The following is a 13,955-nucleotide window of genomic DNA, read 5'->3' as shown; positions in this document are numbered from 1 at the left end:
GCGTGCCGCCAGACGTGTCAGGGCTCGTCAACCTTGAAATGGCAACGGGCGGTCGCGATGGGCTCGGCCTGATGAGTTTGCCAGGCGGTCACGGCGACGTTGGCGACACGCCGACCCTGACGCCAGACCTGGCAGGCGGCAAAGGTGTCACGATAGTGACCGGCCCGCAGATAATCTATCGAGAAGTCGATGATTTTGGGCAAATGTGGCGAGCCCATGAACATCAGCAAGTGAAGCATGGCGGCATGCTCCATGAAGCCGGCAATGACACCACCGTGAATGGCAGGCAAGGTCGGGTTCCCGATGTTGTCGGGATTGCCAGGCAGACGGAAAACCATCTCGTCACCCAGGCGCAGGCACTCCATGCCGATCAAGCGTGCATACGGAACGACTCGCAAGAGCGCGTCATAGTCGTTGTTTGCGTGAGCCTCGCGGACCAAGGCTTCGAGGTTCATTGCGCTCATGGCGACACCCCAGCACCGGGGTCGATCACGCCCTTGCCCATTCGCATGAACGTGCCAACGACATGCGCGATGGGCTGTTCAATATCGCGCTGGTACGCAACGCCACGGGTAAAGATCACCGTTGGCGTCACGCGATAGCATTCGGCGAAGCCGAACAGATCCTGCCCCGGCTCGGCCGGATGCATGTAATCGATGCGCAAATCCAGCGTCGGGCAGATTTCCAGCTCAGGCAAGGCGCATACCGTCGAGATACCGCACGTGGTATCCATCAGGGTCGTGATCGCACCGCCATGGACGAAGCCCGTTTCGGGGTTGCTGACGATTTTGTCGCTGTACGGCAAGCAGAGCGTCAGCCCCTTCCCATTGGCGTGTTCGACACGCATGCCCAGGACCTGGCAATGACGCAACAAGGACAGAAAGCGCTGGGTGCGCTCCAGAATCAAGCTATCGCTCATGAGGGTTCCGATTATCAGGGGGCGGCTAGCTTACCGGCACGGCGTCGGCCGCCCTATTCCTTCGGCGGGTCGATGGGCAAGGTTGGCGTGAATACCATGACTTCCAGCACATCGGAGTGGAATTCGCGGCGATACAGCACTATCACCACGCCCGCCGTGACGGTCATGAAGAACCAGGGGTTTACGAACCAGGCAAGCGTCGCCATCCCGAAATAATAGGCTCGCAGCCCGAAATTGAACTGGTTAGCCGCCATCGAGATCACCCGAGCGGCTCGGTCTGCGAAGAGTCTGCGCTCCTGGTCATTGACGTTGCGCTCGCCGGCCATGGGCGCAGACGCCACCAACACAGCGGCAAAGTTGTACTGCCGCATGCACCAGCTAAAGGTGAAGAACGCATAGACGAAGACCATGGCAAGCGCCAACAACTTGATCTCCGAAAGGCCCCGGCTTACCGGTTGCGCGAATGGCAGGTCGGCTAACAGTGAAACCGCCCGATCGGATGCACCCAGGGCGGTCAGGACACCGGCAAGAATGATCAACGTGCTGGATGCGAAGAAGGACGCATTGCGCTCGAGGTTGCCGATGACGTTCGCGTCGGCGATGCGGTTGTCCCGCAGCAGCATCCGACGCATCCAGTCTTCCCGATACAGATGCAGGACGCTGGCCAGGCAGGCTGTATCCCGCGCTTTCCAGCTCGCATACCGGGTGTAGCCGACCCAACACACAATGAACCAGGCGACCGCAGCAATGTGAGGCAGTAAATGACTCGGTATGAACATGGCACCCCCTTGGACGCATGGGCCTGATTATAGCGAGCGAAACGCCCTAGCCCATGCGCAGATGCCCCGCCTACGCCAATGCCCGTCGGGCGCCGAGCAGCCGATCTACGACGATTGCAAGCACTAGGGTGACCAGCACCGGAGCCAGCCATCCCATGCTCTGCGCAGCCAGCGGAAGCTCAGCGAAAAACGCTGGTATCAATCCGTTAAAACCGGCGGCCGCAAGTGCATCGACGACACCGAACACCAGCGTGACGAGCATTACCGGAACGAAAATGCGGCTCGGCGACACCCAGCACCGGTCTAGCAAATTGAGCGCCACGAGCATGATGGCCAGCGGATAGAGCCCGACCAACACCGGCACCGAGACACTGATCAGTTGCGTCAAGCCCTGGTTCGCCACGAGCAAGCTGAACCCGGTGAACACCACCACGACCACCCGATAGCTGACCGGAAGCAGCTGGCTAAAAAACTCACCGCAAGCGGTCGTCAAGCCCACCGCCGTGGTCAGACAGGCGAGTGTGATGACGACAGCCAACAGCAAGCTGCCGGTCGTGCCAAAGGTATGCTGGACATAGGTGGTAAGGATCTGCACACCATTTTGCGCATCGCCCGCGATGCCCTGGCTGGTCGCCCCCAGGTAGAACAAGGCCAAGTAGACCAGTGATAGGCCAATCGCCGCGATTGCACCGGCGATCATGGAGTAACGGGTAATGAGCGCGGCGTCCGACACACCACGATCACGGATGGCGGTGGCAATCACGATGCCGAATACCAGGGCGCCCAGCGTATCCATGGTCAAGTAGCCTTCGAGAAACCCTTTGAGCATGGGACTGGCACGGTAACTCTCGACTGTCGTGCCTATGTCGCCTGCTGGCGAAAACAACGCTGCCCCACCCAACACTAGCAGGGCAGCCAACAATACCGGGGTGATGAACTTGCCGACCCGATTGACCAGTTGACCGGGATTCAGCACCAGGAACAGCGTTGCGGCGAAGAACGCCACCGTATAGCCAAAAAGCGGCGCTGCGGCATCACCTGTGAACGGCGCGACGCCCATTTCAAAAGAGACGACTGCCGTTCGCGGCGTAGCGAATAATGGGCCGATGGCTAGATACACCGCTACCGCGAGCAGGACGCCGGCGCCGCGACCAAGAGGCGCCGTGAGCCGATCCATCCCGCCACCCACGCGCGCCAACGCCACAACGGTGAGCAAGGGTAAGCCGACGCCGGTGAGGAGGAAGCCAACCGCTGCCGCCCAAATATTCTGCCCGGCAGCGAGGCCCGCGCTGGGCGGAAAGATGATATTGCCGGCGCCTAGAAACAGCGCAAACGTCATGAATCCCAGGGCCAATAAATCCAGGCCTTTCAATCGAATCATTGTTTCATTACCAGATGCTTTGAGTGGTGGCGCAGGTGCGCCAGGCAGTTCCGTAGAGCCGCTCTTTGGAAAAAGGACGCACCATAAAGGAAACGCGCATGCCAGGCGAGCCCGAAGCGGCCGCCTGCAGCCGCTCAACAACGAAGGCTGCGATATAAACGAAAATGCCAGCCAGGCGAGGCCTGGCTGGCATTTTTTGAAGCAGCCCGAATCAGGCCTGCTTGACGTCCCAACCGGTAATCTCGGCGAGCGCTTTGCCGATATCGGCAAGGGAACGGACGGTCTTCACGCCCGCATCTTGCAGCGCAGCGAACTTCTCGTCAGCCGTGCCTTTGCCACCAGAGATGATCGCACCCGCGTGGCCCATACGCTTGCCAGCCGGAGCCGTCACGCCTGCGATATAGGAAACCACCGGCTTGGTGACGTTGGCCTTGATGTACGCCGCAGCTTCTTCCTCGGCCGAACCACCGATTTCGCCGATCATGACGATCGCCTCGGTCTGCGGGTCTTCCTGGAACAGCTTGAGGATGTCGATGAACGTCGAGCCCGGAATCGGGTCGCCGCCGATACCTACGCAGGTCGACTGGCCGAAGCCGGCGTCGGTGGTCTGCTTGACCGCTTCATAGGTCAGGGTGCCCGAGCGCGACACGATGCCGACCTTTCCTGGCATGTGGATATGGCCAGGCTGAATACCGATCTTACACTCGCCGGGCGTGATTACGCCCGGGCAGTTCGGGCCGATCAGGCGAACGCCCATCTCGTCACACTTGATCTTGACTTCAAGCATGTCGAGGGTGGGGATACCCTCGGTGATGCAGACGATCAGCTTGATGCCACCGAACACGGCCTCAAGGATGGAGTCCTTGCAGAACGGTGCGGGAACGTAGATCACCGACGCATCGGCACCAGTAGCCTCGACGGCTTCCTTGACCGTATTGAATACCGGCAGGCCAAGGTGCGTGGTGCCGCCCTTGCCCGGGGTCACGCCGCCAACCATCTTGGTGCCGTACTCGATCGCCTGCTCGGAGTGGAAGGTGCCCTGCGAGCCAGTAAAGCCTTGGCAAATAACCTTGGTGTCTTTATTGATCAGGACGCTCATTACTTGCCCTCCGCGGCTTTGACGACTTGAATGGCCGCATCGGTCAGGCTGGTCGCCCCGATGATGTTCAGACCACTTTCACCCAGCATTTTGGCGCCGAGCTCTGCGTTGTTACCTTCCAGACGAACAACGACCGGTACCTTCACACCGACTTCTTTCACCGCGCCGATGATGCCTTCGGCAATCATGTCGCAACGAACGATGCCGCCAAAGATATTGACCAGGACGGCTGCGACGTTGTCGTCGGAAAGGATGATTTTGAACGCTTCGGTCACGCGCTCTTCCGTCGCGCCACCGCCAACGTCAAGGAAGTTCGCCGGCTTGCCACCGTGCAGGTTGACGATATCCATCGTGCCCATCGCTAGGCCCGCGCCGTTGACCATGCAACCGATGTTGCCGTCGAGTGCGACGTAGTTCAGCTCCCACTTGGCAGCGTGCGCCTCGCGCGGATCGTCCTGCGACGGATCCTGCATACCGCGCAGCTTGGGCTGACGGTAGATGGCGTTGCTATCGATGTTCAGCTTGGCGTCCAGGCAATGCAGGTTGCCGTCTTTCTTGATGACCAGCGGGTTAACTTCCAGCAGGGCCAGGTCGTAATCGACGAAGAGCTTGCCGAGCCCGACGAAAATATGGACGAACTGCTTGACCTGGTCTCCCTTCAGACCCAGTTTGAAAGCCAGTTCGCGACCTTGGAAAGGCTGTGCGCCGACCAGCGGATCGATCGTTGCCTTCAAGATCTTCTCGGGGGTGTCATGTGCGACTTTCTCGATGTCGACGCCACCTTCAGTGGAGGCCATGAACACGACGCGGCGGGTAGCACGATCGACGACCGCACCCAGGTACAGTTCCTTGTCGATATCAGTGCAGGCTTCAACGAGGATGCGGCTGACCGGTTGCCCGTTGGCATCCGTCTGGTAAGTGACCAAGCGCTTGTCCAACCACTGCTCGGCAAATGCACGGGCTTCGTCCTTGCTGCGCACCAGCTTGACGCCACCCGCCTTGCCACGACCACCGGCGTGAACCTGGGCCTTGACGACCCACTCGGAACCACCAATCAGATCGCATGCCTCGGCCGCTTCCTTGGGGCTGTCGACTGCATAGCCCTTGGATACTGGCAATCCGTATTCGGCAAACAGTTGCTTACCCTGATATTCGTGAAGATTCATCTTAGCTACCGTTCGGTTTAGATCTGCGTCGGACGCCGCGCACCGCGGCGTCCACCTCAAGTCGCTGAAAACTATCCAAGATACCTTTCAAGGACCTGTCATACCTTCATTGAAGGTATTCGGCGATCTTCGCCGCTCCGAAGAGCCAGGCGAAGATCGCCGTTTCTGCGCGATTAGCGCTTCTTACGATTGGCGATGTGGATGGCGTGGCCATTCACCGCCAGCGCTGCTTCATGCAGCGCCTCGGACATGGTCGGGTGCGAGAACACCATCATGCCGAGGTCTTCAGCGCTCGTGCCGAACTCCATGCCGATCGCGCCCTGCTGAACCAGTTCAGCAGCGGCCGGCCCCATCACGTGCACACCCAACACGCGGTCGGTCTTGGCGTCAGCGATGACCTTGACCAGCCCCGCCGTGTCATTGGCGGCCATGGCGCGACCGCTGGCAGCGAACGGGAAAGTTCCGACATTGACTTCAACGCCCTCTGCCTTCAATGCCTGCTCGGTCTTGCCGACCCATGCGATTTCAGGATGGGTATAGATGACAGACGGAATCAGGTCATAGTTCATCTGCGATTTGTGGCCAGCGATCCGCTCGGCGACCATGACACCCTCTTCGGACGCCTTATGTGCCAGCATCGCGCCTCGAACCACGTCACCGATGGCGTACACGCCAGGTACGCTGGTCACGCACTGGTCATCGACGAAGATGAAGCCGCGCTCGTCCATGTCGACGCCCGCGTCGGCTGCCAGCAGATCTGTGGTGACAGGACGGCGACCTACAGCGACGATCAGCTTGTCGAAGGTTTCCTGCTGCTCACCTTCGGCGTTGGTAAAGTTGACGGTGACTTGCTCGCCTTTCACCTCGGAACCCGTGACGCGCGCGCCCAACAGAATCTTCAGGCCCTGCTTGCTCAGGACCTTGAAGGCTTCCTTGGAGATCTGCTCGTCCGCGGCCGGAAGGAACTTGTCCATGGCCTCGAGCACGGTGACTTCAGCACCCAGGCGCGCCCAAACCGAGCCCAGCTCCAGGCCAATCACACCGGCACCGATGACACCCAGTTTCTTCGGCACGCTCTGGAAATCCAGCGCACCGGTGGAATCGACGATGATTTTCTGGTCCACCGGAGCTGGCGGAATGTCGACGGGCTTGGAGCCGGACGCGAGAATGACGTTGTCGGCACCGAGTACCTGGGCGTTGCCGTCCAGGCCAGTCACTTCGACCTGTTTGCCGCTCAGCAACTTGCCGTGGCCTTCGAACACAGTGACGCCGTTCGCCTTCAACAAGGCCGCAACGCCGCCGGTGAGGTTCTTAACGATCTGGTCCTTGCGAGCCACCATCGTCGGAACGTCCATGGCCACTTCGCCAGTGCTGATGCCATGGACCTTGAAGCTCTCATGGGCCTCGTGGAACTTGTAGGAGCTGTCCAGCAGTGCCTTGGAGGGAATGCAACCAACGTTCAGACAGGTACCGCCGAGTGCGGTCTTGCCTTCCTTACCCTGGTATTTTTCGATGCAAGCGGTCTTCAGACCCAGTTGCGCTGCGCGAATGGCTGCTACATAACCGCCGGGGCCGGCACCGATGACGACGACGTCGAATTTCTGGCTCATTTGGAATCCTCTTGAGTGCGTGCAGCAAAAGTCAAAAGGCCGCAGTCAGCAAGCCCGGCATATGCCTAGCCTTCTGAATGCAGCCCGTGACGCTTGTTAGATATCCAGCAGCAGGCGGGCCGGATCTTCCAGCAGGTTCTTGATAGTCACCAGGAAGCTCACCGCTTCCTTGCCGTCGATCAAGCGGTGATCGTAGGACAGCGCCAAGTACATCATAGGACGGATGACAACTTGGCCATTGATCGCCATGGGACGCTGAATGATGTTGTGCATACCAAGAATGGCTGCCTGCGGCGGGTTCACGATTGGAGTCGACATCATCGAACCGAACGTACCGCCGTTGGTGATGGTGAAGGTGCCGCCAGTCATTTCATCGATTGACAGCTTGCCGTCACGAGCCTTTTTGCCGAAGGTAGCGATACCATTTTCGACTTCTGCCAGGCTCATCAGCTCAGCGTTACGCAGAACCGGTACGACCAGGCCGCGATCGCTGGAGACAGCCACCCCGATATCCTGGTAACCGTGGTAGACGATATCGGTGCCATCGATCGAGGCGTTCACGGCCGGGAAGCGCTTCAGTGCCTCGACGGAAGCCTTGACGAAGAAGGACATGAAGCCCAGGCGAACGCCGTTATGGGTCTTCTCGAACAGGTCTTTGTATTTCGAACGCAGCGCCATGACTTCAGTCATATCGACTTCGTTGAACGTCGTCAGCATCGCCATGTTCGACTGCGCTTCGACCAGCCGCTCTGCGACTTTCGCGCGCAGACGGGTCATTGGTACACGCTTCTCGGTACGATCGCCCGCAGCGGCGACCGGTGCAGCGGCCGCGCTGGCAGCTGGCTTCGCAGCAGCAGGAGCAGATTTCTTCGCCTCGATCGCTGCGACCACGTCTTCCTTGGTGACTCGACCGTCCTTACCAGTGCCTTTGACACTATTTGGATCGATACCGTTTTCTTCTGCCAGCTTGCGAGCCGCCGGCGCCAGGATTGCATCTTCGCCACCAGCCGCTGCCGATGAAGCGGGGGCTGCAGCAGGCGCTGCAGCCTCAGCAGGCGCGGCGGCCGGAGCGGAAGAAGCCGAAGCAGTAGCACCGGCTTCCAGCTTGCCGAGCAGTTCGCCGCTGAGGACGGTGTCACCTTCGTTCTTGACGATCTCGGTCAGCACGCCGTCGGCTTCGGCCAACACTTCCATCACGACCTTGTCGGTCTCGATGTCGACGATCAGCTCGTCGCGCTTGACCGCGTCGCCTGGCTGCTTGTGCCAGGTCGCAACGGTGCCGTCAGCAACCGATTCCGGAAATTGGGGGGCTTTGATCTCGATAGCCATTAGCTGGGGTCCTATTGATTCGGGTTTTACATCGAGGCCGCGTGAACCGCGGCCTCTTGCAAATGAATGATTAAACGGTGAACGCGTCCTGAAGCAGCTTTTCCTGCTGCTCGGCATGCATGGACGCATACCCCACGGCAGGCGCGGCAGAAGCTTCACGACCGGCGTACTGCAGGAAGAGTTCCTTCTTGTGCGCAACGGCAACCCGACGCATATGGTGCTGGCTGCAGTACCAAGCCCCCTGATTCATCGGTTCTTCCTGGCACCAGACGATGCTCTTGAGGTTCTGGTACGGCGCGAGCACTTCAGCCAGATCCTCTTCCGGGAACGGATACAGCTGTTCCAGACGGATGATCGCAATATCTTCACGTCCTTCAGCACGACGCTTGTCGAGCAGGTCGTAATAGACTTTGCCGCTGCACATGATCATGCGTTCGACCTTGCTAGGCTCGATCGGATCGACTTCGGGAATCACGGTCAGGAACGAGCCCTGCGTGAGATCTTCCAGAGTCGAAGTGGCAAGCTTATGACGCAGCAACGACTTCGGCGTCAGGGCTACCAGCGGCTTACGCAGAGGCCGGATCGCTTGGCGACGGAGCATATGGTAGACCTGAGCCGGCGTAGTCGGTACGCAGACCTGAATGTTGTGCTCGGCACACAGCTGCAGGTAGCGCTCCAGACGGGCCGATGAGTGCTCCGGCCCCTGCCCTTCGTAGCCGTGCGGCAGCAGCATGGTCAGTCCACAGAGCCGACCCCACTTGTGCTCGCCGCTGGTGATGAACTGGTCAATCACGACCTGAGCACCGTTAGCGAAATCGCCGAACTGAGCTTCCCAGATTACCAGTGCATTAGGCATGGTCGTGGCGTAGCCGTATTCGAACGCCAGTACGGCTTCTTCCGAGAGGAACGAGTCGTACAGGTCGAAACGGGGCTGGCCTTCGTAGAGGTGCTGCAGCGGGATGTACGTGCTGCCATCCTTCTGGTTGTGCAGCGCCGCATGGCGGTGCGAGAAGGTGCCACGGCCAACGTCCTGACCACTGATGCGAACCGGATGGCCTTCGAACAACAGCGTGGCATACGCCAGCGTCTCGGCGTAACCCCAGTTGATCGCGAGCGCGCCTGCGCCCATCTTCTGGCGGTCCTCGAGAATCTTCGACACCTGGCGCTGCACGACGAAGCCTTCCGGAACAGCTAGCAGCTTGTTCGACAATTCCTGCAGCGTCTTCAGGTCGAAGCGCGTGTCGTGGCGGGCAGTCCAGGCATGGCCCAGATACGGACGCCAATCAACGAACAGTTCCTTGTTCGGCTCCTTGACCAGGCTCTTGACCACATGCAGGCCGTTATCCAGCGCAGTGCGGTACTCGTCGACCTTAGCCTGCACACTTTCGCCGTCCAAAACGCTGGATTGGGTCAGGGCGTCGGCATACAGCTCGCGCGTCGTGCGCTGCTTGGCGATCTTCTGGTACATCAGAGGCTGGGTGCCACTCGGCTCATCCGCCTCGTTGTGGCCACGGCGGCGATAGCAGATCAGATCGATGACGATGTCACGCTTGAACTGCATGCGGTAGTCGACAGCCAGTTGCGTGACGAACAGAACGGCTTCCGGGTCGTCAGCGTTCACATGGAAGATCGGCGCCTGGATCATCTTCGCGACATCGGTCGCGTACTCGGTGGAGCGCGCGTCTTCCTGCTTGTTGGTCGTGAAACCGACCTGGTTGTTGATCACGATGCGGATCGTGCCGCCAGTCCGATAAGCACGGGTCTGGGACATCTGGAAGGTTTCCATGACCACGCCCTGCCCTGCTACGGCAGCGTCACCGTGAATGGTGACCGGCAAGACCTTGTCGCCTACCGCATCGCAGCGACGATCCTGGCGTGCACGCACCGAACCCTCGACCACCGGAGATACAATTTCCAGGTGAGACGGGTTGAAGGCCATGGCAAGGTGAATTTCGCCCCCGGGCGTCATCACGTTAGACGAGAAGCCTTGGTGATATTTGACGTCACCGGAGCTCAGCCCTTCGACCTTCTTGCCTTCGAACTCGTCGAAAAGGTCACGCGGATTTTTGCCGAATGTATTGACCAATACGTTCAGACGGCCGCGGTGTGCCATGCCGATGACGATTTCTTTGGTGCCATAGGAGCCCGAGCGCTGGATGATCTCGTCCAGCAACGGAATCAAGCTTTCGCCGCCTTCCAGACCAAAGCGCTTGGTGCCCGGGTACTTGGTACCCAAATACTTTTCCAGGCCTTCGGCAGCGGTCAGGCGCTCGAGCAGATGCCCTTGTATCTCGCTGGAGAACGCAGGACGACCGCGGACGCTTTCCAATCGCTGGATGAACCAGTTGCGCTGTTCGGAATCGACAATATGGGTAAATTCGGCACCGATAGTACGGCAGTAGGTGTCCTGCAGCGCCTCGCGAATCTCGCGGAGAGTCGCTTGGTCCTTGCCCATTGCCAAATCACCGGTACGGAAGACAGTATCCAGGTCGGCATCGGTAAGTGCGTAATGATTGATCGACAGGTCCGCAGGGACAGGGCGCTGTTGCAAACCGAGGGGATCGAGCTGTGCAGCCTGATGGCCACGCATTCTGTAGGCCTGGATCAGCCGCAGGACTTCAACCTGCTTTTTCTCGTGCTCACTGCTTACGCTGCCTGCAGAAACAGGCTGGGCACGACGCTGGTTCTTGGCCAGCAGCACGAAATGGTCACGAATTGTGGAATGCGATACATCGGACGCAGCGCCGCCGGCAGCAGGCAGCTTCTGGAAGTAGGTGCGCCACTCTTCGGGCACAGCGTTGGGATCGTGCAGGTAGAGCTCATAGAGCTCTTCCACGTAGGCAGCGTTACCACCGGATAGGTGGGCACTGTCCCACATGCGCTGCATTACGCTTTCTTGCATGTCTGGTCACCTTCGATAAGGAGACACCACCAGCGTGGAGACCGCAGCATGACTTCCCAAGTTCTGTAGCAGCGACTCAGGTAAAGCCACTACGGACCGCGCAGATAGTTTCCGAGAACCACCTCGGATGCTCCTGCTGGTCGTTTATTTTCAGAGTGGAACCCGACCTTGTAAGCCAGATTCCTACTAAAACTACGGCGCCGAGTTTGACGCTGGCGCCGTAGGTGTCACGGTAACGCTATGAACCCGATGCTACCTAGATAACGGCGAACCCGTGACCTATCAGGTCGCGCTTTGCAGCAACATGTTGCGCACATGGCCGATTGCCTTGGTCGGGTTCAAACCCTTGGGGCAAACACTGACGCAATTCATGATGCCCCGGCAGCGGAAGACGCTGAACGGATCATCGAGCGCAGCCAAGCGGTTCTCGGTCTCGGTGTCGCGGCTGTCAGCCAGGAAACGATAAGCCTGCAGCAACGCAGCCGGGCCGAGGAACTTGTCGGGGTTCCACCAGAACGACGGGCAGCTAGTCGAGCAGCATGCACACAGGATGCACTCGTACAGACCATCCAGCTTCTCGCGATCTTCCGGGCTCTGCAGACGTTCGATAGCCGGAGCAGGCGTATCGTTCATCAAATACGGACGAACCTTCTCGTACTGCTTGTAGAAGATGCCCATATCAACGGCCAAGTCACGAATCACCGGCAAACCAGGCAGTGGACGAACGACCAGTTTGTTGCCTTTGACCACTGAAGACAGCGGCGTAATGCACGCCAAACCGTTCTTTCCATTCAGGTTCATGCCATCGGAACCACAAACGCCTTCGCGGCAGGACCGACGGTATGAGAAACCTTCATCCTGTTCTTTGATGAGCGCTAGCACGTCAAGAACCATCAGGTCTTTACCATCGGTATTGACCTGGAAGTCTTGCATGTAAGGCTTTTCGTCCTTTTCCGGGTTGTAGCGATAAACACTCACTTGCAACATATCGGCGACCTCAGTAAGTCCGAACCTTGGGCTCGAAAGTCGGAACAGTCTTCGGAGAGAAATTAACGGCGCGCTTGGCTACGCGCTTCTCACCCGGGTAGTACAGGGTGTGGCACAGCCAGTTCTCGTCATCACGCTCTTCGTAGTCTTCACGCGCATGCGCACCACGAGATTCCTTACGAGCCTCAGCGGCGACGGCAGTAGCTTCTGCGACCTCGAGCAAGTTCTGCAGTTCGAGTGCTTCGATCCGTGCCGTATTGAACGCCTGGCTCTTGTCGGCAATCTTGACCGTGGCGATGCGCTGGCGCAGTTCCGCGAGCTGAGCGATACCCTTCTGCATGTATTCACCCGTACGGAATACACCGAAGTAATTCTGCATGCAGCTCTGCAGTTCCTTGCGTAGCGGCGCGACGTCTTCGCCGGCAGTGCGCTCGTTAAGGCTGGACAGACGATTCAGAGCGACGTCGAGGTCGGTTTCGGTCGCACCACGATGCTCGATACCGTCCTTGAGCGCCTTCTCCAAGTGGAGACCAGCCGCACGACCGAACACGACCAGATCGAGCAGCGAGTTGCCACCGAGGCGGTTGGCACCGTGAACCGACACGCACGCCACTTCGCCCACAGCGAACAGACCTTCGATGATCTTGTCGTTGCCGCTGGCATCCTGCGTCATTGCCTGCCCATGAATGTTGGTGGCGATACCGCCCATCATGTAGTGGCAGGTCGGAACGACAGGAACAGGCGCAGTAACCGGGTCGACGTGAGCAAAGGTCTTCGACAGCTCGCAGATACCAGGCAGACGGCTGTGCAGAACCTCCTCGCCCAGGTGATCGAGCTTCAGCATCACGTGGTCGCCATCCGGACCACAACCATTGCCCGCAAGAATCTCCTTGACCATAGAACGTGCAACCACGTCGCGACCAGCCAGATCCTTAGCATTTGGCGCATAACGCTCCATGAAGCGCTCGCCGTGCTTATTGATCAAATAACCACCCTCGCCGCGGCAACCCTCGGTCACGAGAACGCCAGCACCGGCGATGCCGGTCGGGTGGAACTGCCACATCTCGATGTCCTGTACCGGCACACCCGCACGCAGCGCCATGCCGATACCGTCACCAGTGTTGATCAGCGCGTTAGTGGTCGAGGCATAGATACGGCCCGCACCACCGGTCGCCAGCACAACGGCTTTGGATCGAATATAGACCGTCTCGCCGTTCTCGATGCAGATCGCAATCACGCCCACGATCGCGCCATCCTGGTTCTTTACCAGATCGACTGCGTACCACTCGTTAAGGAACGAGGTGCCAGCCTTTAGGTTAGCTTGATAGAGCGTATGCAGCAGCGCGTGACCGGTACGGTCCGCCGCGGCGCAGGTACGAGCTGCCTGCCCACCCTTGCCGTAGTCCTTCGACTGCCCACCGAACGGACGCTGATAGATGCGGCCCTGCTCGGTACGGGAGAAAGGCAGCCCCATATGCTCGAGCTCGAATACGGCCTCAGGGCCTACCGAGCACATGTATTCGATCGCGTCCTGGTCACCGATATAGTCGGAACCCTTGACGGTGTCGTACATGTGCCAGCGCCAATCGTCATTCGGATCAGCCGAAGCGATGGCGCAGGTAATGCCACCCTGAGCAGAAACGGTGTGGGAGCGAGTTGGGAATACCTTCGTCACCACCGCAGTCTTGTGGCCGCCCTGGGCCAGCTGCAGTGCAGCGCGCATCCCGGCACCGCCACCACCGACAATGATGGCGTCATAGGAAAGAGTACGAATGCTAGCCAT

At 59.3% G+C, this 13,955-nt stretch carries 11 protein-coding genes; all 11 read right to left on the bottom strand.

The annotated features are described in order from the left end of the window. Positions 1-17: 17 nt before the first annotated feature. Positions 18-464 carry a PaaI family thioesterase gene (locus M1D78_RS09190; RefSeq protein ID WP_437419550.1) on the bottom strand — a complete coding sequence of 149 codons (447 nt, stop codon included), beginning with the start codon at positions 462-464 and terminating at the stop codon, positions 18-20. After that, the gene (locus M1D78_RS09185) at positions 461-919 is read right to left on the bottom strand and encodes a PaaI family thioesterase (RefSeq protein ID WP_437419551.1); all 459 of its coding nucleotides are present in this window, start codon (positions 917-919) and stop codon (positions 461-463) included. The genes M1D78_RS09190 and M1D78_RS09185 overlap by 4 nt, the downstream gene beginning before the upstream one ends. Positions 920-972: 53 nt before the next feature. Continuing rightward, positions 973-1,698, bottom strand: a complete 726-nt coding sequence (locus M1D78_RS09180; RefSeq protein ID WP_437419552.1) for a DUF599 domain-containing protein — start codon at positions 1,696-1,698, stop codon at positions 973-975. 70 nt (positions 1,699-1,768) lie between these two features. Next, the gene (gene brnQ, locus M1D78_RS09175) at positions 1,769-3,079 is read right to left on the bottom strand and encodes a branched-chain amino acid transport system II carrier protein (RefSeq protein WP_437419553.1); all 1,311 of its coding nucleotides are present in this window, start codon (positions 3,077-3,079) and stop codon (positions 1,769-1,771) included. 211 nt (positions 3,080-3,290) lie between these two features. Further along, positions 3,291-4,178 carry a succinate--CoA ligase subunit alpha gene (sucD, locus tag M1D78_RS09170; RefSeq protein ID WP_437419554.1) on the bottom strand — a complete coding sequence of 296 codons (888 nt, stop codon included), beginning with the start codon at positions 4,176-4,178 and terminating at the stop codon, positions 3,291-3,293. Continuing rightward, positions 4,178-5,344, bottom strand: coding sequence for an ADP-forming succinate--CoA ligase subunit beta (sucC, locus tag M1D78_RS09165; RefSeq protein ID WP_437419555.1), 1,167 nt, complete (start codon positions 5,342-5,344; stop codon positions 4,178-4,180). The genes sucD and sucC overlap by 1 nt, the downstream gene beginning before the upstream one ends. A gap of 173 nt (positions 5,345-5,517) precedes the next feature. Next, on the bottom strand, positions 5,518-6,954 hold the full coding sequence (gene lpdA, locus M1D78_RS09160; RefSeq protein WP_437419556.1) for a dihydrolipoyl dehydrogenase: 1,437 nt from the start codon (positions 6,952-6,954) through the stop codon (positions 5,518-5,520). 96 nt (positions 6,955-7,050) lie between these two features. Beyond that, positions 7,051-8,283 carry a 2-oxoglutarate dehydrogenase complex dihydrolipoyllysine-residue succinyltransferase gene (gene odhB, locus M1D78_RS09155; protein ID WP_437420362.1) on the bottom strand — a complete coding sequence of 411 codons (1,233 nt, stop codon included), beginning with the start codon at positions 8,281-8,283 and terminating at the stop codon, positions 7,051-7,053. A gap of 70 nt (positions 8,284-8,353) precedes the next feature. After that, on the bottom strand, positions 8,354-11,185 hold the full coding sequence (locus tag M1D78_RS09150; RefSeq protein WP_437419557.1) for a 2-oxoglutarate dehydrogenase E1 component: 2,832 nt from the start codon (positions 11,183-11,185) through the stop codon (positions 8,354-8,356). A 282-nt stretch (positions 11,186-11,467) separates the two neighbouring features. After that, on the bottom strand, positions 11,468-12,172 hold the full coding sequence (locus M1D78_RS09145; RefSeq protein ID WP_437419558.1) for a succinate dehydrogenase iron-sulfur subunit: 705 nt from the start codon (positions 12,170-12,172) through the stop codon (positions 11,468-11,470). A gap of 10 nt (positions 12,173-12,182) precedes the next feature. Continuing rightward, positions 12,183-13,955, bottom strand: a complete 1,773-nt coding sequence (gene sdhA / locus M1D78_RS09140; RefSeq protein WP_437419559.1) for a succinate dehydrogenase flavoprotein subunit — start codon at positions 13,953-13,955, stop codon at positions 12,183-12,185.

It is taken from the genome of Pseudomonas sp. SA195 (assembly GCF_054131565.1).
The sequence above is the reverse complement of the archived record's forward strand: the minus strand, read 5'-3'. Positions and strand labels throughout refer to the sequence as shown.

Bases quoted from the DNA above. Each gene is read 5' to 3' on its own strand.
- M1D78_RS09145 (WP_437419558.1), bottom strand. From the start codon at position 12,172: ATGTTGCAAGTGAGTGTTTATCGCTACAACCCGGAAAAGGACGAAAAG.
- M1D78_RS09190 (WP_437419550.1), bottom strand. From the start codon at position 464: ATGAGCGCAATGAACCTCGAAGCCTTGGTCCGCGAGGCTCACGCAAAC.
- M1D78_RS09180 (WP_437419552.1), bottom strand. From the start codon at position 1,698: ATGTTCATACCGAGTCATTTACTGCCTCACATTGCTGCGGTCGCCTGG.
- sucC (WP_437419555.1), bottom strand. From the start codon at position 5,344: ATGAATCTTCACGAATATCAGGGTAAGCAACTGTTTGCCGAATACGGA.
- sucD (WP_437419554.1), bottom strand. From the start codon at position 4,178: ATGAGCGTCCTGATCAATAAAGACACCAAGGTTATTTGCCAAGGCTTT.
- M1D78_RS09185 (WP_437419551.1), bottom strand. From the start codon at position 919: ATGAGCGATAGCTTGATTCTGGAGCGCACCCAGCGCTTTCTGTCCTTG.
- lpdA (WP_437419556.1), bottom strand. From the start codon at position 6,954: ATGAGCCAGAAATTCGACGTCGTCGTCATCGGTGCCGGCCCCGGCGGT.
- odhB (WP_437420362.1), bottom strand. From the start codon at position 8,283: ATGGCTATCGAGATCAAAGCCCCCCAATTTCCGGAATCGGTTGCTGAC.
- M1D78_RS09150 (WP_437419557.1), bottom strand. From the start codon at position 11,185: ATGCAAGAAAGCGTAATGCAGCGCATGTGGGACAGTGCCCACCTATCC.
- sdhA (WP_437419559.1), bottom strand. From the start codon at position 13,955: ATGGCTAGCATTCGTACTCTTTCCTATGACGCCATCATTGTCGGTGGT.
- brnQ (WP_437419553.1), bottom strand. From the start codon at position 3,079: ATGATTCGATTGAAAGGCCTGGATTTATTGGCCCTGGGATTCATGACG.